Genomic DNA, 15,897 nt, shown 5'->3' with positions numbered 1-15,897 from the left:
TACGAAGAGCTTCGTCGAGTCATCAGCAGCAATGAGATGCTCTCACGGGCTCACGCTGTGCCGGCTGTCGAGACCTCGGGGTAAACACGTACCTATATAATAATTCGGTGTCAAGCGAATCGCCGTGTGGCCCCGAGCGTCACTCGACGATTTCAGCCCGCTCATGAATCGATCCCTGAAGGCGTTCGGCGTGCTGTTGATCGTGCTGGGTGCGGTTCTCGGTGTCGCACAGCTCGGCTCCGTCGAGCAACTCGTCGCACAACGGGACGCATCCACCTCCGTCGCCGCGGAGACCGATGCATACCTCTCGATACAGGACGAGTACGGATCCAGGGAGATCTCCAATTACGATTGTTTTTGGTTCTACTGTTATACGGATGAGCAACCACGGACGGTTGCCGCGCTCGAAAACAGATACGTCGCCGACTATGCGACCGTCAGTGCCGATGTTACCGCCATTGCGGGCGCGTCCGATGACACGCTCGAGGTCAGCGAATCGCCAGCGTCGCTGACCGAAGGGGAATCCGGCGAGGTCGTCCTGTCGTGTTCGGACACCGTCACGGACGACGGGACGGCCGACGTGACCCTCCGGTTCGCGGTGTCCGATCCGGTCTACATCTATGAGGACACGACGATTCGAGACGTGTCGTACGACTGCGACTCGAACCCTTAGCTTTCGGCGAGTCGGTCCTCCCACTCGTCGGCGGTCATCGACTCGCCGGTGACGCCGTCGGGCCCCTGTGCCGCGAGCAGCGCGGCGGCGTCGTCCATCACGTCCGGTTGTAGGATCTCCTGCCGTTCGGCGTCGGGGAGGTGTTCCCAGATCTGCGTGTTGACCCGGCCGCCGGGATCGATCGCGTTGACGTTGATCCCGTCGGCGTCGACCTCGAGCGCGACCGCCCGTGTAAACCCTTCGAGCCCCCATTTGGAGCTAACGTACGGCGCAGCGTTGGGGACCGCAGCCGTCCCGAGTCCCGAGGAGACGTTGACGACGTTGCCCGACGTCTCGTCGGCCTCGAGCATCGCCTCGAGGACGCGCTTCGTGAACAGGGCGACACCGGTGAGGTTGATCTCGATGATTCGGGTCCACTCCGCGTCGTCCGTATTGACGAGAGCACCGCGGTCGTCGCCGAAGTGTCGGCCCGGAACCCCGGCGTTGTTGAACAGCGTGTCGGGGGTTCCGAAGCGCTCGACCGTCGACCGGACGACGTCGTCGATGGCGTCGGGGTCGCGCACGTCCGCCGGGGCGACTAACGTCTCGCCGTCGGCCGCGTCCGCGACGGCCGCGAGCTCGTCCTCGCTTCGGGCCACGAGGACGACGTTCGCGCCGCGCTCCGTGAGGTGTAGCGCCATCGAGCGCCCCAGTCCTTTGCTCGCACCGGTCACGATGATCGTCTCGTCGTGTAGCGTTGGCATGCAAACAGGTGCTTTCGGGGCCATCGAGTAATACGTTCGCCAGGCCGTCACCTTCAGCCGCCCGAAGACGATCCGTGCCCACTGTGAGCACCGAATCGAAGAAAGAAGGCGTTCGACGGCCGACGTTCGCGGCCCGACCGCTGCTTGACGGGAGGATCGCGATCGTGCTCGGACGCTTTGCGGGGTCGTCCAACGACGGCGTTTTCGAACGGGTCACCGGGGCGTGGGCCCGGCGAGTGGGCCGAGGTGAGGAGGCCTACTGCCGACAGGTCTTTCCGCCGACCCAAAAGATTTACACCTCCTAATTATATCTAATTACGATATGGCCGAGACCGCTCCCGACTACGCGGACGTCGATTATACCGACGGCGAAGGTGAAGCCCCCGACGAGTATCCGCACATCCAGGACAAGATCGAGAAGGCGATCGAGGTCACCCGCGAGGGATTGGCGGAGTACGAGAACCCGGCGGTCATGTGGACCGGCGGCAAGGACTCGACGCTCACGCTGTATTTCATCAAAGAGGTCGCCGACCGCTTCGATCTCGAGGTCCCGCCCGCGGTCTTCATCGACCACTACCAGCACTTCGACGAGATCCACGACTTCGTCGACCACTGGGCCGACGAGTGGGATCTCGAGGTCATCTACGCGCGCAACGAGGACGTCGGCGAGTACGTCGACGAACACGGCTTAGAGCCCGGCGACGAGATCGACATCTCGGCGCTCTCGGAGCACAACCAGCACCACGTCGAGGACATCCTCGAGTACGAAGAGGACACGTTCCCGTTCCTGCTCGACACCTACGTCGGTAACCACCTGCTGAAGACGGTCGCGCTCAACGACGCGCTCGAGGAGCACGACATCGACGGCGTCATCTCCGGCGTCCGCTGGGACGAACAGGAGGCCCGCGCCGACGAGACGTTCTTTTCGCCGCGCCACGACCCCGACATCTACCCGCCCCACGACCGCATCCAGCCCATCCTGCAGTTCGACGAGGCCGCCGTCTGGGAGGCCTTCTGGAACTTCGTGGTGCCGGACACGGTCGAGAACTTCCCCGAGGAGGGCTACGTTCCCGAAGCCGACGACGACCTCCCCGAGGGCGTCGCACAGGACGATGTCCCGATTTCGCCGAAGTACTTCGCCGGCTTCCGCTCGCTGGGCAGCGAAGTCAGCACCGAGAAGTCCGACGAGGACCCCGCGTGGCTGCAGGACCTCGAGGGGACGACCGAACGTGCCGGCCGCGCTCAGGACAAAGAAGACCTGATGGAGCGCCTGCGCGACCTCGGATACATGTAACCTCGGCGTAGCTGTCAGTGGACGATTGGGTCGGCTCGGCGGGTCGCCATCGTCGAGCCGTCGAACGCGTTCCACGTTCGCGCGCCTTTATTGCTGCCTCGAGTGAACACGCGCCGTGATGACTATCTACCGAACGCGGGCCGGCCTCCGTCATCGGTTTCGGGACGTATTGAACTTCTACTATCCGGACTGTCTGGATACGGCCGTCGGCGGCTACGTCGCACAGCTCGACGAACGCGACGGCCACGTCTACGACGCCCGGACGAAACACCTCGTTGCGACGGCCCGCGGCGTCCACAACTTCAGCCTGGGCGTCCTCGCCGACGGGCCGAACTGGTGTGAGTACGCCGCCGAACACGGCCTTCGATTCCTCTCGACCGTCCACTGGGACGACGACCGAGCGGGATACGACTGGCTCCTCGACGGGCGGACGCCGACCGACCGGACGCGGTACTGTTACGGACACGCGTTCGTCCTGCTCGCCGCCGCCCGGGCGCTGCAGGCGGGGCTCCCCGGCGCTCGAGCCGAACTCGAGCGGGCGTTCGGCGTTCTCGAGGAGCGGTTCTGGGACCCGTCCCACGGACTCTACGCCGACCGCGCGTCGCCTGACTGGGACCTCGCCTCGTATCGTGGCCAGAACGCCAATATGCACGCCTGCGAGGCCCTGATCGCCGCGTACGAGGCCACGGGCGCGGACCGGTACCTCGAGCGGGCAGTCAGGGTCGCCGACCGGTTCACCCGCGGTGTCACTGCGGCGACCGACGGACTCCTCTGGGAGCACTTCACGGAGGCGTGGGAGCCGGACCGGTCGTACAACGCTGACAGTCCCCGCCACCGGTTCAGACCACCGGGGTACCAGCCCGGCCATCACGCCGAGTGGGCGAAGCTGTTGGCGCTGCTGGCCGCTCACCGGCCCGAGGACTGGCTGCTCGAGCGCGCCCACGACCTCTTCGAGACCGCCGTCGACCTGGGCTGGGACGACGAGTACGGCGGTCTCTACTACACCGTGACGGCCGACGGGGAGCCGATCGTCCCCGACAAGTACGGCTGGGTGCACGCCGAGGCGATCGGCGCGAGCGCGCTGTTGTGCCGGGCCGACCGCGAGACGGACCGGGCATCGCCGGCAGCCCTCGAGTGGTACGACCGGCTCTGGGCGTACGCGGGCGAGCACCTGATCAATCCGCGGTACGGCAACTGGTACGAGCGACTCACGCGCGACCACGACCGCGACGGGCCGAACCACGGCCCGGCGGTCGAACCCGGATACCATCCGCTGACGAACTGCTGGCTCGGGCTGCGAGCGCTCGAGGCCGACGGGCGGTCATCGTTCGGGCCTCGAGCGGACGAGCGGTGAGCAATACCCGGGGTTCGGTTCGACGGTTCGGACCGGCTTCCGTCGACCAGGTCAGCGAGTCGCCCGATACTCGCCGTGTTTGACGCCGAGCACGAGCATGAGCAACCCGAACACGATCATCGACGGTGCGACCATCATCAATACGGTGCTCATCGCCATCATCGGTGCGGCGAGTAATCCGCCAACACCGAGTGCGATTACAACGAGAAACGCCACTGCCGTCTTCGTTCCATCGAACTCCATGAACGGTCGTTAGCAGGGAAGCCCCTAATGGTACCGGGAATCGGCAGTCCGTTCACGGCGGCTGCGGGAGAATCGAGGCTACTCCGAGGGACGAACCAGGTTTGCCAACTCGACGACGCCGCCGAGGAACCAGCCAAGCGGGAACGAGAGGCCGACCCACATCCCGGCGTAGGCGGGTCCTTCGAGGGTGAAATTCCCGCGGAGGTAGTCGTTCAAGCCGCCGACGAACAACACGTTGTCGAGCACCCAGACGGCGAGGTCGTAGCTGGGCTCGAGGACGACCTCCTCGAGCGACGGCGTGACGAGCGCGGCGACGACCGGCGGCAGGAATAACGCGGTCATCGCGAACGGGTACGCGAGACCGACCGTCGTTCCGCGGCCCCCGAACTTCGAACACGTCGCCGCGAGGGCCGTCGAGACCGTCGCGACGATGCTGGCGAGGCCGACCGCGAGGACGGCGTTAATCGGGACGTCGACCTGCTCGAGATAGGACATCGCGCCCCAGATGAGCGTCAGCGCGCCCCAGCCGACCAGCGCCACCGTCGTCACGCCGATGATCCCGAGTCGCGTCTGCGTCGAGTCGAGTTTCGCCGCGTAGTAGCGAGTTGCGAGGCCGAGGACGGTAAGCGGATAGAGGACGAGCAAGCCGATGAGTCCCAGGGTGCTCCAGCCGTGATAGCTGATCTTCTGCGGGAGCGTCTCCGGTTCCCACTTGCCCATGACGGAGTGACCGCGACCGCGCTGCCGAGGAAATACGAGTTCCATCCAGGCTCCGTGCAACCGGCGAACGTCGGTTCTCACCGCGCCGACGAACCCACCACCGCCGCTTCGCGAGCGGGTAGACATACGCGAGCCAAAAAGCCGATGTACCGTAAACTTTCCTGCTTTTTCTTCGCTGTCGATCGGTCAGCCGGCCGTCAGTTCGGGCGGTTCTCGCAGGCCGGCTCGAAAACCGATGTCGTCGCTCAGTTCCAGGGCCCGAAGTCGGGATCGACCTCGCGACTCGTCTCGTCGATCGCGTCGATCGTGTCGATGTCGTCCTGGTCGAGTTCGACCGTCAGCGACGCCAAGTTGTCCTCGATGTGGTCCTCGCCGGTCGCCTTCGGGATCGCGGTAACGCCCTTCTCGCGGGCCCAGGCGAGACTGACCTGCGCCTCGGTGACGCCGTGTTTCTCCGCGACCGCCTGCATCTCGGGCTGGTCGAACACCTGTCCGCGGGCCAGCGGCGAGTAGCCGACGACCTCGATGTCGTGGTTCTCGCAGACTTCCCTGAGCTCGTCCTGGGGAAGCAGCGGGTGAAGCTCGACCTGATTCGCGAAGATCGGCGCGTCACAGATGTCGACGGCCTCCTCGAGGTGCTCGGGCTGGAAGTTACTGACGCCGACGTTCTCGATCAGACCCTCGTCGTAGAGTTCGGAAAATGCCGAGAGGGTCCCCTCGGCGTCGTACTCGCCGGCCGGCCAGTGGACGTACAGCAGNGGTCGAGACTGTCCCGAGCCGTCTCGAGGACGTCGTCGTGCTCGAGGTTCGTGATCCAGATCTTGGTCGCAAGGAAGATATCCTCGCGGTCGACATCGGCCTGCGCGATGCCCTCGCCGACGGCGGCCTCGTTGTCGTAGGCCTGTGCGGTGTCGATGTGTCGATAGCCCGCGTCGAGAGCCGTGCGGACGCTTTCGGCGCACTGTTCGGCGTCGTCGTTCTGCCAGGTGCCGAGCCCGAGCATCGGCATCCCATTTGCGGACGGATACGTTTCGGGGGCGGTCTGTTCGGCGTCGTTGGTTCCCATGTGCGATCGATGGAGCAGAACGGGAAAATGGGTTTGGGTAGCGGACAGGGGTTCGCCTTGCGACAGCGCGATCCTCGGCTATCGGCGAATGCGGTCCGTGATCGTTACGCACCGTTCGCCGTCCGTTACTCGGACAACTGCTCCCAGGGCCGTTCGCGCTCGAGTGTCGCACTCGCCGCGAGAGCGGCGTCGCGGATTCGCTCGGCGAGTGCCACTGCTGACGGCCGGATGAGCGGTGTCTCACGTGACATGTGTCTAGCACTATGAGACGAGCTGATCGCTGCTCTCCCGACGGTCACGTCCGACCGCCCTGACTCGACGATCGACCGCGGTCCGGCCTTACTGATACATCCGCAGCGGCTGGGCCTGCGAACTCTCGTCCTGCCCGATCGCTTGCATCTGCTGGGCCAGTTGCTCTCGCTTCGCGCGGATCTCTTCGGCCCGGTCGACGAGTTCCTGGACGTCGATTTCGATGCCCGCGACCGGACCGATCCCGTCCTCGAGCAGGACGCTCGCGGCTTCGGGGTCGGGGAACTGATGGTTACACTCGACGACGAGGGCGAGGCTCCCGTAGTCCTCGTGTGCGGCGCGGTTGATGAGCGCCCCTGTCGGCCCCGTGATGACACCGTCCTCCGGCGGCATCGCGATGTCGGTCGACTCGAGCCGGTCGCCGGCGTCGCCGGTCGCGACGCCGTAGAGGGCGGGACGGGTTCCGTTCTCGCGCTCGGCGGGGAGGCCGCTGAGGTAGATCGGCGTCGCCGCCCGGTCGACGATCCAGCCGGTCAGACAGTCGGCGACGCTCTCGACGGCCTGGGACGCGATCGGCGCGTCGCTCTGGAGGGCAATGAGGTCGTGTTCCTCGCTGACGTAGAGGCGCACCGGCGGCTGCGCCGTCCGGTCGCCGCTGCGGTAGACGCCGATCCGGGGTAACCCCTCGCAGTTGACGCTCGCGTAGTAACGCATGTCGAGTTGCTCGACGAGGTGGTCGGTCGCGATCTTTCCGACGAGGCCGACGCCTGGAAACCCCTCGACGAGCGTGGGGTTCTCGAGGTCCGGCTCCGGTCCCTGAACGCGGATACCTGCCATACTCCGACCGATGGCCGTCACCGGCATAAAATCGAGGGCCGAGACCGTCGGCGATCTCTCGGGCAATTCGTGTGAGCACCCTGTCTGTTATGTCGGTCGCGTCCGAAGATTCGATACTGATGCCGACGCCGGAAACGGACCGCGACCCGGCCGACGACCGTGATTCCGACGCCCGGTACGCGCTCGTCCGTGCGGCGTACGCGGACGCGATTTTCGACGCGATCGGAACGGTCCTCTTGCTTGGGTTCGCACTGCTGTTCCTGGCCCTCGGGACGAGAGGGCTGCTCGTCGATGCGTCCACCGAACTCGCCGTCGGTCTCATCCTCGGGGCCGTTGTGCTGGCCGGTGTCGCGTTCGGTCTGGTGCCGCCCGTCCGGAAGTGAGCCCGGCGATCCGGCGTCGGCTTCGAAACCCACAAGCGCCAGTCGCTCGAACCCCGAGCCGATGGAGCCACTCGAGCGGTATCGACCGATTATCGACGATTTCGACGCGTTCCTCGCGGCCTGCGAGCGGCCGCTCGGCAACGCCGTCCGCGTCAACACGATCAAGGCCTCGGTCGAGCGGACGCTCGCGGCCCTCGACGAGGCGGGCGTCGACTACGACCAAGCCGACTGGAACCCGCGCGTCCTGACCCTCGAGACCGACTCGCCGGGATCGACGTGGACCTCCTTCCACGGCTTTACCCACGGCCAGGAGGAGGTCTCGGCGGTGCCGCCGGTCGTTCTCGATCCACAGCCCGGCGACCGGGTCTGGGACTGCTGTGCCGCGCCCGGCGGCAAGGCGACCCAGATCGCGGCGCTGATGGACGACCGCGGGACGGTCGTCGCGAACGACAACAACCTCGGCCGCATCTCGGCGCTGCGGTTCAACGCCGAGCGACTCGGCGCGACCAGCCTCGCCGTGACCAACGCCGACGCGCGCAACTACTCGCTCGAGCGGTTCGACTTCGACGCGTTCGATCGGACCCTCGTCGACGCCCCCTGTTCCTGCGAGGGGACGATCCGGAAGAACCCCGACGCGCTCGACAACTGGTCGGAGGGCCACATCTCCTCCGTCGCGGGCATCCAGAAGGGGATCATCCGCCGAGCGATCCAGGCCACCCGCGAGGGCGGGACGGTCGTCTACTCGACGTGTACCTTCGCCCCCGAGGAGAACGAGGCCGTCGTTCAGCACGCCCTCGACAACGAGTCCTGTCGCGTCGTCGACTTCGACCTCGATCTAGCGCACGCGCCGGGACTGACGGCGTGGAACGGCGAGAGCTTCGACGAGCGCCTCGAGCGGGCGGCCCGGATCTATCCCCACCAGAACGACACCGGCGGGTTCTTCGTCGCGAAACTGGAGGTGACCGCCTGATGGCCGACGGCAACGACGGTCAGCGGTTCGACCGACTCCCCGCGACCGACGCCGAACGCACCGTCGACGGGCGAGCCACGCGCGAGGCGGTGGTCGACTACTTCGCGGATCGGTTCGGCATCCCACCGGAGACGTTCGACGAGTACACCTTCTGGGAGAAGGGTGCGGGGAAGATCTGGATTTACCGCGGCGAGGCCCCGACGCCGCTGGAGATCGAGGCGATCGGAATGACCTGCCTCCGCACGCGACAGGAACACTGGAAGCCGACGACGGATTTCGTCCAGCGCGTTGGCAGCCACGCCACCGAGTGCGTGATCGACCTCGACCGCGAGCAGGCGCGTCGCTTCGCCGCCGGCGAGGACCAGACGCTCGAGTGGTGGGACGGCGACTGGGGGTATCTGATCGCCGCCCACGAGATTGCGGGCGAGTCCGAAGCGATCGGCGTCGGCCTCTACGTTCACGGCGAACTCCGCTCGATGGTCCCGAAGGGACGACAACGGGACCTCGAGCCGTAGCGACGGGGAACGCGAGCGACCACTCGAGAGACGGTCTCGGCGAGATACGCTCCCCGACGGCTGTTTCTCTCAGGGGCGTCCGAGGCGGACGTGGCGACGGTACAGATAGGCAGAGAGCGCCGGCACCGAGAGGAGCAGGAGCTTCGGGACGATCACCCCGCCGAGATGGACGACGCCGGCGAGCCCCCACCAGCCGCTCGGCGACCACGTCTCGTTCCCGCTGAGCGCTCGGCAGTCAGCGAGCAAACACCCGAGGACGAGCACGGCCACGAGGACCCCCGTCCAGAAGGAGAGCGTCTGCAGTGCGAACCACGCGATGCTCGCACCCAGCGGCGCGTCGGTCGACGGGTGAGCCGCAGCAGCGAACGCCCGGAACGCGACACGCGTTATCAACGCCGTCAGTACCACGACGGGAAACGGAACGATGCCGTACCACCACGTCGACTCCGTCATGCGACACCGTTTCGTGGGGCTTGAATTAAACCTGCTGACCTAAATTCGTGGCCACAGGCTGCCGTATATATTTGTCCTCGGCCGAACGAAACGGACAGATAGCCGGAGCCGTCGCTGTTCGATCGTCGACGACGGAGGAAGGCGGGGCTTACGCGAGCGTCTCGCCGAGCGCCTCGAGCGCCGCCTCGCGGACCGCGTCGCGTTCGCCGGGCAGGAACTCGACGTGGCCGTCCTGGCCGCCGACGACGCTGACGCCGCCGTTGGGCACGGCCTCGGCAATCGAGTCGCCGAGATCACGGACGTTGACCGAGGCCGTCGCGCGGACGTGGAGTTCGTCATCGCCGACGCCGAGCGTGACGTACGGCGAGTCCGCTCGGTCCCGTTCGCTGCGGTGGAGCGCGTCCAGCAGCAGGATCGTCGTCGGGAAGTTGTAGCGGTGGGTGAAGGCGTCCGTGTCGAGCACGGAGACGGTGACGCCGTTGACGCCTTCCACCGTGAGGTTCTCGCGGGCCGTCTCGAGTTCGGTCTCGAGTTTGTCGCGGAACTGCTCGGAGACGTGGGCCGCGAGATCGCCGTCCCGGGGCCGTCCGGATTCGTCGCCGTCGCCGAACAGCAGGTCGATCACGAGTTCGCGCTTGTCCTTGTAGGACTGATAGTAGGCCTCGAGCGCGACGGCTTCGCGGCGCTCGGAGACGCCGGTCTCGTCGTAGCCGGCTTCGGTCGCGAGTTCGAGGTACGCCTCGGGCGTGTCCTCCCAGTAGCTGACCGCGGGGAGGTGCTCGAGATCGTCGCGCACGTCGTCGTTGACGTGGGCTGCGACGTTCGTTGCCAGCGCGGTCGAGGTGACATCACTGACGTCGACGCCGGCTAGCGACGGTGCGACATCGACGCCGACGGCGTCGGTAACCTCGTCGTCGGCTCGGCTGTCGTCGATGACGAGCGCCTCGGCGTCGTACAGCGAGAGTAGTTCGTAGCCGTCAGTGGACTCGACGGTCGATCCGGCGTCGATGAGGACGACGAGCGGGAGTTGCTCGCCGTGGCGCTCGCGTGCCTCGAGCATCGAGGTGACGTCGTTGGTGGCGGCGTCCATGTCGTAGACGCGGCCGTCGAGCGGACGTCGCTCGAAGTAGTGATACTCCGCGTCCTCGCGGGTGTGTTTCTCGCGAATCAGCGGGAGCACGGCGCGCTCGATGGCGGCACCGGCGACGTAGCCGTCGGCGGTCGCACCGTGGCGAACGACGATCGGCCGCGCTTCCATGACGGCCCGTCGGATCGCGGTCGCCGCGTCGGCGATATTCGACTCGACGGCCGCGACCGCGTCGTGATCGGCCAGCAACTCGACGTCGGCCGGCCGGGCCTCGCGTTCGAGCGCGCTCTCGAGGCGGTCGACGACGGTGTCTCGCTCGTCACCCTCGAGAATATCGAGGGACTCGGTCTCGACCTGTAGGTCGCCGTGGTGGTGTTCGACCTCGCCCTCCAGGGCGACGACGTCGTCGAGTTCGACATCGGGGTAGGCGCGAACGCCGGCCTCCTCGAAGGCCGCACACTCGACGGTGGCGGTCTCGTCGCGCAGTTCGAAGACGGTCGGACCGCTGGTCTGGCGAACGCCGGTGATCTCGCCCTCGAGATGAACGACGCTACCGACCTGGTTCTCGATGGAGCCGATGGTCGTGCGCTTGAGTGCGGGTTCGGATTCGCCGTCCGGTTCGGCGTCAGTGGCCGGCGTCGAGGCGGCGGCGGACTCGGTCGCGACCGAACCGCTGCTCGCGACGGAGCCGGCGGGTTCCGCGGCCGGGGATTGCTCGTCGACGGCGTCCGTCTCCGATTCGCGTTCGGTTTCGTCGGCGGCGGCCTGCAGTTCGCCGGCCGTCGCCGCTCGGTCGTCGGTGGGTTCGTCGCGTTCGGCGACTGACTCCTCGGACGAGGTGGGTTCGGTCGTCGTCTCGGCGTCCGACTCGTCGGCGTCGTCCTCGAACTCCTCGGGTCGGTACTCGTCGTCGCCCGTCTCGATCAGTTTGCCGCGGAACTCGCGTTCGCGCTGGCGGATCGACCAACCGAGGTCGACGTTACCGTTGTCTCGAACGTCGAGCACCTGGACGAAGACGTCGTCCCCCGGTTCCCAGTCGAGACTTTCGAGTCGTTGGTCGAGTTCGCTTCGATGCAACAGGCCGGTGACGTGGTCTCCGATGTCGACGAAGACACCGAAGTCGGCGTAGCCGTCGACGGTTCCCCGGTAGTAGCGTCCGGGTGTGAGCTGCGAGGCAGACGTGCCGCGAAATTCGAAAACGGCATCCTCCTCGTGACTCTCACAGATCTCGCCGTCAACGGGTGTGCCGCAGATGATACAGTTACCCATCTACTCGAACCAAGCGGTTTCGCCCTAAAACGGTTGTCGAAATGCGTTCGCGACGCGGGTCACCGTTACAACTGCGGTATAGCCCCGCGGTCAGTCGAAAACCGCCGAATCATCCTCGAGCGCCTCGATATCGTCGGCGATCCGGCGAACGTCCTCCGGGAACAGCGAGACCTGTACTTCGTTGTCGTCCTCGTCCTCGAAGACGAGTTTGATGCGCTTGTCACCGAACTCCCTTGCCTCGACGGTGTCGACATCGAACAGTTTGACCGTCGCTTCCTTGTTGTTCGGGCCGACGTTCTTGATCGCGCCGTCGTTGAGCTCCAGCATGAACTCCTCGAGCGTGAGTGCGAGCATAGTCGCCGTACGGCCCCCGGGTAAAAAACGCCACGGCATCGCCGCCCAGTGTGCTGATACCCCGTGAACGCCACGGGGGTTCGCAGTGGTTGGGTGCCGAATGGTGAGAGTGGATCCGCCTGGCGATCGCAACGGAACGGGCGGTTGCGGTACACCGGAACCGACCGGAATACGATCCCAGACCGCACGCGTGGTGTGTCAGTTCGCTTGCGGCGTCCGCTCCTTCCGAGACCGAACGTATAAGAGTTGGTGATAGTACATGTCCGAGGCCGGTCGGAAACCAGTCGTTGCGGACAGTACGGAGCCACACGCGGTCCACGGGTCGACGCGATACGCGGCGGCATGGTCGGACCTCGCCCACCTTTATTGTGTTCTCGTACGAATCACTCGGTCGCTATGGAACTCACTTGGCACGGCCACTCGACGTGGCACGTCACCGTTGGGGAGACCGATCTGCTGATCGATCCGTTCTTCGACAATCCGAAGACCGACCTCGAGCCGTCCGATATCGACACGCCGGACTACGTCCTGTTGACACACGGCCACGCCGATCACATCGCCCACGCGGGCGAGTTTTCGGACGCGACGCTGGTCGCGACACCGGAACTCGTCTCCTACTGCGAGGCGGAGTTCGGCTTCGAGGATGCCGTCGGCGGCATGGGGATGAACCTCGGCGGAACCGTCGAGTGTGGCGACGCTTACGTCACCATGACCCGCGCCGACCACACGAACGGGATCATGACGGAAAACGAGACGAGCGGCGGGATGCCGGCCGGGTTCGTCGTTTCGGATACGAAACCGACGCAGGTCAGCGACGACGAGTCGACGACGTTCTACAACGCGGGCGATACGTCGCTCATGACCGAGATGCGTGAGGTCGTCGGCCCGTACCTCGAGCCCGACGCCGCCGCGGTCCCGATCGGCGACCACTTCACCATGGGCCCGATGCAGGCCGCGATCGCCGTCGACTGGCTCGATGTCGACCACGCATTCCCGCAGCACTACGACACCTTCCCGCCGATCGAGCAGGACCCCGCGGCGTTCGCCAGCGAGGTCCGCGGAACCGGCAGCGACACCGAGGTCCACGCGCTCGAGGCCGACGAACCGTTCACACTCGAGTAGACGGGGATCGAATGCGCCGACGGCATCGAACGTCGGCGCTCTTTTTTGCCGTCGCGGTCGCCCCGGTTCGATCATCCTTGCCCGAGCTATCGGAGCCGGCGAACGAGCCGGAGGAACAACGACACGGCCGTCCCGAGGCCGGGGACTCGAGACGAAAGCGCGGCTGCGGCGAGGAGCAGGAGGCCGCTCTTTCGACGGCCGCGCCGAAACGCCAGCGCGCTGTCTAGCAGGGTCGAGACGATGCTGAGTGTGTTCGCTGACCGTCTATTGATGGGGTCCATATACAACCGAGATACCCGTATCGGGGAAACAAACGCCGCTGCAAACGCAGGGTATCTGAACTGGTGTGCCACGACTTCTTCCCATACGTACGGGGCTGAAACAATCGGGCCAACAGTCTTATTAATACTACAAATAATGAGAATGTGTGGACAGACGTAAATTATTGGTAGCTGGTGGGACAGCAGTAACGACCGCGCTCGCAGGCTGTAGTGGAAGCGACGATACGGATCGTGAGAGTGGGGACACGACTAACGACGACTCAGGAAACGGTGACGGGAGTAGTAACGGGAGTGGTGGTGCAAGCGACGGCGGCGATCTCATTAAAATCCTCGATCACGAGTGGTACAACGAGGGTTCGTTCAGTTCCGGGGTTCGGGGACAAGTAGAAAACGTCTCCGATGAGACGCTCGGATACGTGGAGGTCTCGGTCTACTTCATTGATGCAGACGGCGTGCAATTCGAGGAAAGTCTGGATAATACCTCCGACCTCGCCGCGGGTCGCGTTTGGGAGTTTGAGGCGATGTTCCTCGGAGAGGATCCATCTCGAGTAGAGGAATACGAGGTTCAGGGAGACGTTACCAATATCTGAGCGTCGATTCGGTAGCCGCGGTATTCAGCCGATTCGTTCCAAGTAGACGCACGTTCGATAGGACTGACCCTGATCGAGACCGGTCTCTCCCGCGATCACCAAACGTTTACAGCACCGCCCGTTGAGGACTCGACTGCTATGGCGAAGCAGGTCACCACTGTCTCCGATGAGGGGTACAGCGCGACGAACGAGATTCGCGACTTCGAGACGACGGTCGACGCCAACGGCGAGGCGGCCCCCGATACGCTCGAGACACTGCTCGCTGCCTATGGTGCCTGTTACGTACCGGCGCTGCGCGTTGGTGGCCAGCAGCGTGGGGCCGACGACCTCGGACGGATCGAGATCGATATCGACGGCGACCTCAACGACGACGACAAACTCGAGTCGGTCCAGTTTGATATCCGCGTCGAGGCCGCCGTGGACGACGACACCGGCGACGAGATCATCGACCGCGCCTTCGAACTCTGCAAGGTCCACGACGCGCTGAAAGACGGCCTGCACGCGGACACGACCTTCGAGAGCGACGCGTTCTGAGGTCGGCGGCACACGGGCGGTCCAGGTGCGTGCGATACGAACCCGGCCGCGACGCGGCGTCGGTTCGATCGAAACGTGTTGGAAACTTCGACTGTTGAGCCCGCATGCGGGCCACAACCGACATAGCCACGGGACACGTCGGATCGGACTACGATGCGACGAGCCGCGCTGGTCGTAGCAGTCGCCGGACTCCTCGTCTTCGCGGGCTGTAGCGGGTTCGACGGTCTCGACGGTCCCGACGAACGGGCTCCGAGCGACGTCAGCGGCGACCTCGAAATCCATCACATCGACGCGGGACAGGCCGATTCGACGCTCCTCGTCACGCCGTCGAACGAGACGATCCTGATCGATACGGGCGACTACCGCGACGACGGCGCGGCCGTCATCGACTATCTGCGGGCTCACGATATCGACCGGGTCGATCATCTCGTGGCGACCCACGGCCACGCCGACCACATCGGCGGCCATCCCGAGGTGATCGACTATCTCGAGACGGACGGCGACGGGGTCGGCGCGGCCTACGATTCCGGCGTGCCCCACACCACCGCGACCTACGACGCCTATCTCGATGCGATCGAGGCACACGACGTGCCGCTGTTCGAGGTCGCAGCGGGCGACACGCTGCCGCTCGAGGACGGCGATCTCGAGGCCACCGTTCTGAACCCACCCGCGGACGGGACGGGCGACATCGACGCGAACGGCGTCGTGCTCGCGATTGCGTTCGGCGACGTCTCGTACCTGACGACCGGCGATATCGAGGCCGGCACCGACCGCCGACTGGTCGCGGAGCGGGGCGACGACCTCGCGGCCGACGCCTACCAGGCGGGCCACCACGGCTCGTCGACCTCCTCGAGCGAGCCCTTCCTCGAGCGGGTTGATCCGGCCGTGGCGATCGTCTCGAGCGCTCGCGACTCCCGGTACGGGCACCCACATGACGAGGTCCTGCAGGCTTTCGCCGACCGCGGGATCGAGACCTACTGGACCGGCGTCCACGGCGATATCGTGTTGACGACCGACGGAACCGACACCGCGATCGAGACGGAGCGCGACGGACCGACCGACCCGGGCGTGCTGCTCGAGCGGGACGGAGGCGCGCAGTCGGCCCGCGAGCGACCGCCGGTCATCGGCCGAGCGCGGACGCCGGCGTCCGGGTGACTTTT

The 15,897-nt window shown here is 65.7% G+C and carries 20 protein-coding genes and 1 pseudogene; 11 read left to right on the top strand and 10 right to left on the bottom strand.

Annotated features, from left to right (window positions below):
* The first annotated feature begins 163 nt into the window (after positions 1 to 163).
* Entirely contained in the window at positions 164 to 673 is a 510-nt protein-coding gene (locus C487_RS16230; protein WP_006186912.1) for a hypothetical protein, read from the top strand.
* On the opposite strand, the gene C487_RS16225 is transcribed toward C487_RS16230, so the two are convergent.
* Positions 670 to 1,416, bottom strand: coding sequence for an SDR family oxidoreductase (locus tag C487_RS16225; RefSeq protein WP_006186911.1), 747 nt, complete (start codon positions 1,414 to 1,416; stop codon positions 670 to 672). The genes C487_RS16230 and C487_RS16225 overlap by 4 nt on opposite strands.
* Before the next feature lie 83 nt (positions 1,417 to 1,499).
* On the opposite strand from C487_RS16225, the gene C487_RS16220 reads away from it, so the two are divergent.
* The 3 genes from C487_RS16220 to C487_RS16210 all read left to right on the top strand — a co-directional run bounded on the left by C487_RS16220 (position 1,500) and on the right by C487_RS16210 (position 4,064).
* On the top strand, positions 1,500 to 1,721 hold the full coding sequence (locus C487_RS16220) for a hypothetical protein (RefSeq protein ID WP_006186910.1): 222 nt from the start codon (positions 1,500 to 1,502) through the stop codon (positions 1,719 to 1,721).
* Positions 1,722 to 1,738: 17 nt separating this feature from the next.
* A complete protein-coding gene (locus C487_RS16215; protein ID WP_006186909.1) occupies positions 1,739 to 2,710 on the top strand; it encodes a phosphoadenosine phosphosulfate reductase family protein in 972 nt (323 codons plus the stop codon).
* Positions 2,711 to 2,828: 118 nt separating this feature from the next.
* Entirely contained in the window at positions 2,829 to 4,064 is a 1,236-nt protein-coding gene (locus C487_RS16210) for an AGE family epimerase/isomerase (RefSeq protein ID WP_006186908.1), read from the top strand.
* Between the two features lie 51 nt (positions 4,065 to 4,115).
* Here the strand turns inward: C487_RS16210 and C487_RS16205 are convergent, their stop codons facing one another.
* From C487_RS16205 to C487_RS16190, 5 genes and pseudogenes are all read right to left on the bottom strand, one after another.
* Positions 4,116 to 4,307, bottom strand: coding sequence for a DUF7333 family protein (locus C487_RS16205; RefSeq protein ID WP_006186907.1), 192 nt, complete (start codon positions 4,305 to 4,307; stop codon positions 4,116 to 4,118).
* Positions 4,308 to 4,385: 78 nt separating this feature from the next.
* The gene (locus C487_RS16200; RefSeq protein WP_006186906.1) at positions 4,386 to 5,153 is read right to left on the bottom strand and encodes a hypothetical protein; all 768 of its coding nucleotides are present in this window, start codon (positions 5,151 to 5,153) and stop codon (positions 4,386 to 4,388) included.
* A 119-nt stretch (positions 5,154 to 5,272) separates the two neighbouring features.
* Positions 5,273 to 6,093: pseudogene (locus tag C487_RS16195) on the bottom strand (aldo/keto reductase).
* A gap of 125 nt (positions 6,094 to 6,218) precedes the next feature.
* Positions 6,219 to 6,344: a hypothetical protein gene (locus C487_RS21760; RefSeq protein WP_275039952.1), complete on the bottom strand. Its 126-nt coding sequence runs from the start codon at positions 6,342 to 6,344 to the stop codon at positions 6,219 to 6,221.
* 88 nt (positions 6,345 to 6,432) lie between these two features.
* A complete protein-coding gene (locus C487_RS16190) occupies positions 6,433 to 7,179 on the bottom strand; it encodes a proteasome assembly chaperone family protein (protein WP_049908216.1) in 747 nt (248 codons plus the stop codon).
* Positions 7,180 to 7,298: 119 nt separating this feature from the next.
* Here C487_RS16190 and C487_RS16185 point away from each other — a divergent pair, with 119 nt between their 5' ends.
* From C487_RS16185 to C487_RS16175, 3 genes are all read left to right on the top strand, one after another.
* Complete coding sequence (locus tag C487_RS16185; protein WP_138651989.1) at positions 7,299 to 7,562, top strand: hypothetical protein; 264 nt, start codon at positions 7,299 to 7,301, stop codon at positions 7,560 to 7,562.
* Between the two features lie 61 nt (positions 7,563 to 7,623).
* Positions 7,624 to 8,532, top strand: coding sequence for an RsmB/NOP family class I SAM-dependent RNA methyltransferase (locus C487_RS16180; RefSeq protein ID WP_006186903.1), 909 nt, complete (start codon positions 7,624 to 7,626; stop codon positions 8,530 to 8,532).
* Positions 8,532 to 9,047, top strand: coding sequence for a DUF7122 family protein (locus C487_RS16175; protein WP_006186902.1), 516 nt, complete (start codon positions 8,532 to 8,534; stop codon positions 9,045 to 9,047). Before C487_RS16180 ends, C487_RS16175 begins: the two co-directional genes overlap by 1 nt.
* Positions 9,048 to 9,116: 69 nt before the next feature.
* On the opposite strand, the gene C487_RS16170 is transcribed toward C487_RS16175, so the two are convergent.
* The 3 genes from C487_RS16170 to C487_RS16160 form a co-directional block, all read right to left on the bottom strand.
* Positions 9,117 to 9,500, bottom strand: coding sequence for a hypothetical protein (locus tag C487_RS16170; RefSeq protein WP_006186901.1), 384 nt, complete (start codon positions 9,498 to 9,500; stop codon positions 9,117 to 9,119).
* A gap of 148 nt (positions 9,501 to 9,648) precedes the next feature.
* The gene (locus C487_RS16165) at positions 9,649 to 11,856 is read right to left on the bottom strand and encodes an OB-fold nucleic acid binding domain-containing protein (protein WP_006186900.1); all 2,208 of its coding nucleotides are present in this window, start codon (positions 11,854 to 11,856) and stop codon (positions 9,649 to 9,651) included.
* Positions 11,857 to 11,946: 90 nt separating this feature from the next.
* On the bottom strand, positions 11,947 to 12,210 hold the full coding sequence (locus tag C487_RS16160; RefSeq protein WP_006186899.1) for a hypothetical protein: 264 nt from the start codon (positions 12,208 to 12,210) through the stop codon (positions 11,947 to 11,949).
* Between the two features lie 396 nt (positions 12,211 to 12,606).
* On the opposite strand from C487_RS16160, the gene C487_RS16155 reads away from it, so the two are divergent.
* Positions 12,607 to 13,332 carry a metal-dependent hydrolase gene (locus C487_RS16155; RefSeq protein WP_006186898.1) on the top strand — a complete coding sequence of 242 codons (726 nt, stop codon included), beginning with the start codon at positions 12,607 to 12,609 and terminating at the stop codon, positions 13,330 to 13,332.
* A gap of 86 nt (positions 13,333 to 13,418) precedes the next feature.
* Here the strand turns inward: C487_RS16155 and C487_RS21580 are convergent, their stop codons facing one another.
* On the bottom strand, positions 13,419 to 13,613 hold the full coding sequence (locus C487_RS21580) for a hypothetical protein (protein ID WP_083864639.1): 195 nt from the start codon (positions 13,611 to 13,613) through the stop codon (positions 13,419 to 13,421).
* A gap of 146 nt (positions 13,614 to 13,759) precedes the next feature.
* Between C487_RS21580 and C487_RS16145 the strand changes: the two genes are divergently transcribed.
* The 3 genes from C487_RS16145 to C487_RS16135 all read left to right on the top strand — a co-directional run bounded on the left by C487_RS16145 (position 13,760) and on the right by C487_RS16135 (position 15,892).
* The gene (locus tag C487_RS16145; protein WP_049908210.1) at positions 13,760 to 14,203 is read left to right on the top strand and encodes an FxLYD domain-containing protein; all 444 of its coding nucleotides are present in this window, start codon (positions 13,760 to 13,762) and stop codon (positions 14,201 to 14,203) included.
* Positions 14,204 to 14,341: 138 nt separating this feature from the next.
* Positions 14,342 to 14,737, top strand: coding sequence for an OsmC family protein (locus tag C487_RS16140; RefSeq protein ID WP_006186896.1), 396 nt, complete (start codon positions 14,342 to 14,344; stop codon positions 14,735 to 14,737).
* A 153-nt stretch (positions 14,738 to 14,890) separates the two neighbouring features.
* Positions 14,891 to 15,892: a ComEC/Rec2 family competence protein gene (locus C487_RS16135; RefSeq protein ID WP_006186895.1), complete on the top strand. Its 1,002-nt coding sequence runs from the start codon at positions 14,891 to 14,893 to the stop codon at positions 15,890 to 15,892.
* The last annotated feature ends 5 nt before the right edge of the window (positions 15,893 to 15,897 follow it).

Source organism: Natrinema pallidum DSM 3751 (assembly GCF_000337615.1).
Taxonomy (GTDB): domain Archaea; phylum Halobacteriota; class Halobacteria; order Halobacteriales; family Natrialbaceae; genus Natrinema; species Natrinema pallidum.
This window is presented reverse-complemented; position numbering and strand designations above follow the sequence as displayed.

What these genes read in the sequence shown, in the direction of transcription:
- C487_RS21580 (WP_083864639.1), bottom strand. Translation starts at nt 13,613, where the DNA reads ATGGACCCCATCAATAGACGGTCAGCGAACACACTCAGCATCGTCTCG.
- C487_RS16140 (WP_006186896.1), top strand. Translation starts at nt 14,342, where the DNA reads ATGGCGAAGCAGGTCACCACTGTCTCCGATGAGGGGTACAGCGCGACG.
- C487_RS16180 (WP_006186903.1), top strand. Translation starts at nt 7,624, where the DNA reads ATGGAGCCACTCGAGCGGTATCGACCGATTATCGACGATTTCGACGCG.
- C487_RS16215 (WP_006186909.1), top strand. Translation starts at nt 1,739, where the DNA reads ATGGCCGAGACCGCTCCCGACTACGCGGACGTCGATTATACCGACGGC.
- C487_RS16175 (WP_006186902.1), top strand. Translation starts at nt 8,532, where the DNA reads ATGGCCGACGGCAACGACGGTCAGCGGTTCGACCGACTCCCCGCGACC.
- C487_RS21760 (WP_275039952.1), bottom strand. Translation starts at nt 6,344, where the DNA reads ATGTCACGTGAGACACCGCTCATCCGGCCGTCAGCAGTGGCACTCGCC.
- C487_RS16135 (WP_006186895.1), top strand. Translation starts at nt 14,891, where the DNA reads ATGCGACGAGCCGCGCTGGTCGTAGCAGTCGCCGGACTCCTCGTCTTC.
- C487_RS16155 (WP_006186898.1), top strand. Translation starts at nt 12,607, where the DNA reads ATGGAACTCACTTGGCACGGCCACTCGACGTGGCACGTCACCGTTGGG.
- C487_RS16225 (WP_006186911.1), bottom strand. Translation starts at nt 1,416, where the DNA reads ATGCCAACGCTACACGACGAGACGATCATCGTGACCGGTGCGAGCAAA.
- C487_RS16165 (WP_006186900.1), bottom strand. Translation starts at nt 11,856, where the DNA reads ATGGGTAACTGTATCATCTGCGGCACACCCGTTGACGGCGAGATCTGT.
- C487_RS16170 (WP_006186901.1), bottom strand. Translation starts at nt 9,500, where the DNA reads ATGACGGAGTCGACGTGGTGGTACGGCATCGTTCCGTTTCCCGTCGTG.
- C487_RS16200 (WP_006186906.1), bottom strand. Translation starts at nt 5,153, where the DNA reads ATGTCTACCCGCTCGCGAAGCGGCGGTGGTGGGTTCGTCGGCGCGGTG.
- C487_RS16210 (WP_006186908.1), top strand. Translation starts at nt 2,829, where the DNA reads ATGACTATCTACCGAACGCGGGCCGGCCTCCGTCATCGGTTTCGGGAC.
- C487_RS16185 (WP_138651989.1), top strand. Translation starts at nt 7,299, where the DNA reads ATGCCGACGCCGGAAACGGACCGCGACCCGGCCGACGACCGTGATTCC.
- C487_RS16205 (WP_006186907.1), bottom strand. Translation starts at nt 4,307, where the DNA reads ATGGAGTTCGATGGAACGAAGACGGCAGTGGCGTTTCTCGTTGTAATC.
- C487_RS16160 (WP_006186899.1), bottom strand. Translation starts at nt 12,210, where the DNA reads ATGCTCGCACTCACGCTCGAGGAGTTCATGCTGGAGCTCAACGACGGC.
- C487_RS16230 (WP_006186912.1), top strand. Translation starts at nt 164, where the DNA reads ATGAATCGATCCCTGAAGGCGTTCGGCGTGCTGTTGATCGTGCTGGGT.
- C487_RS16190 (WP_049908216.1), bottom strand. Translation starts at nt 7,179, where the DNA reads ATGGCAGGTATCCGCGTTCAGGGACCGGAGCCGGACCTCGAGAACCCC.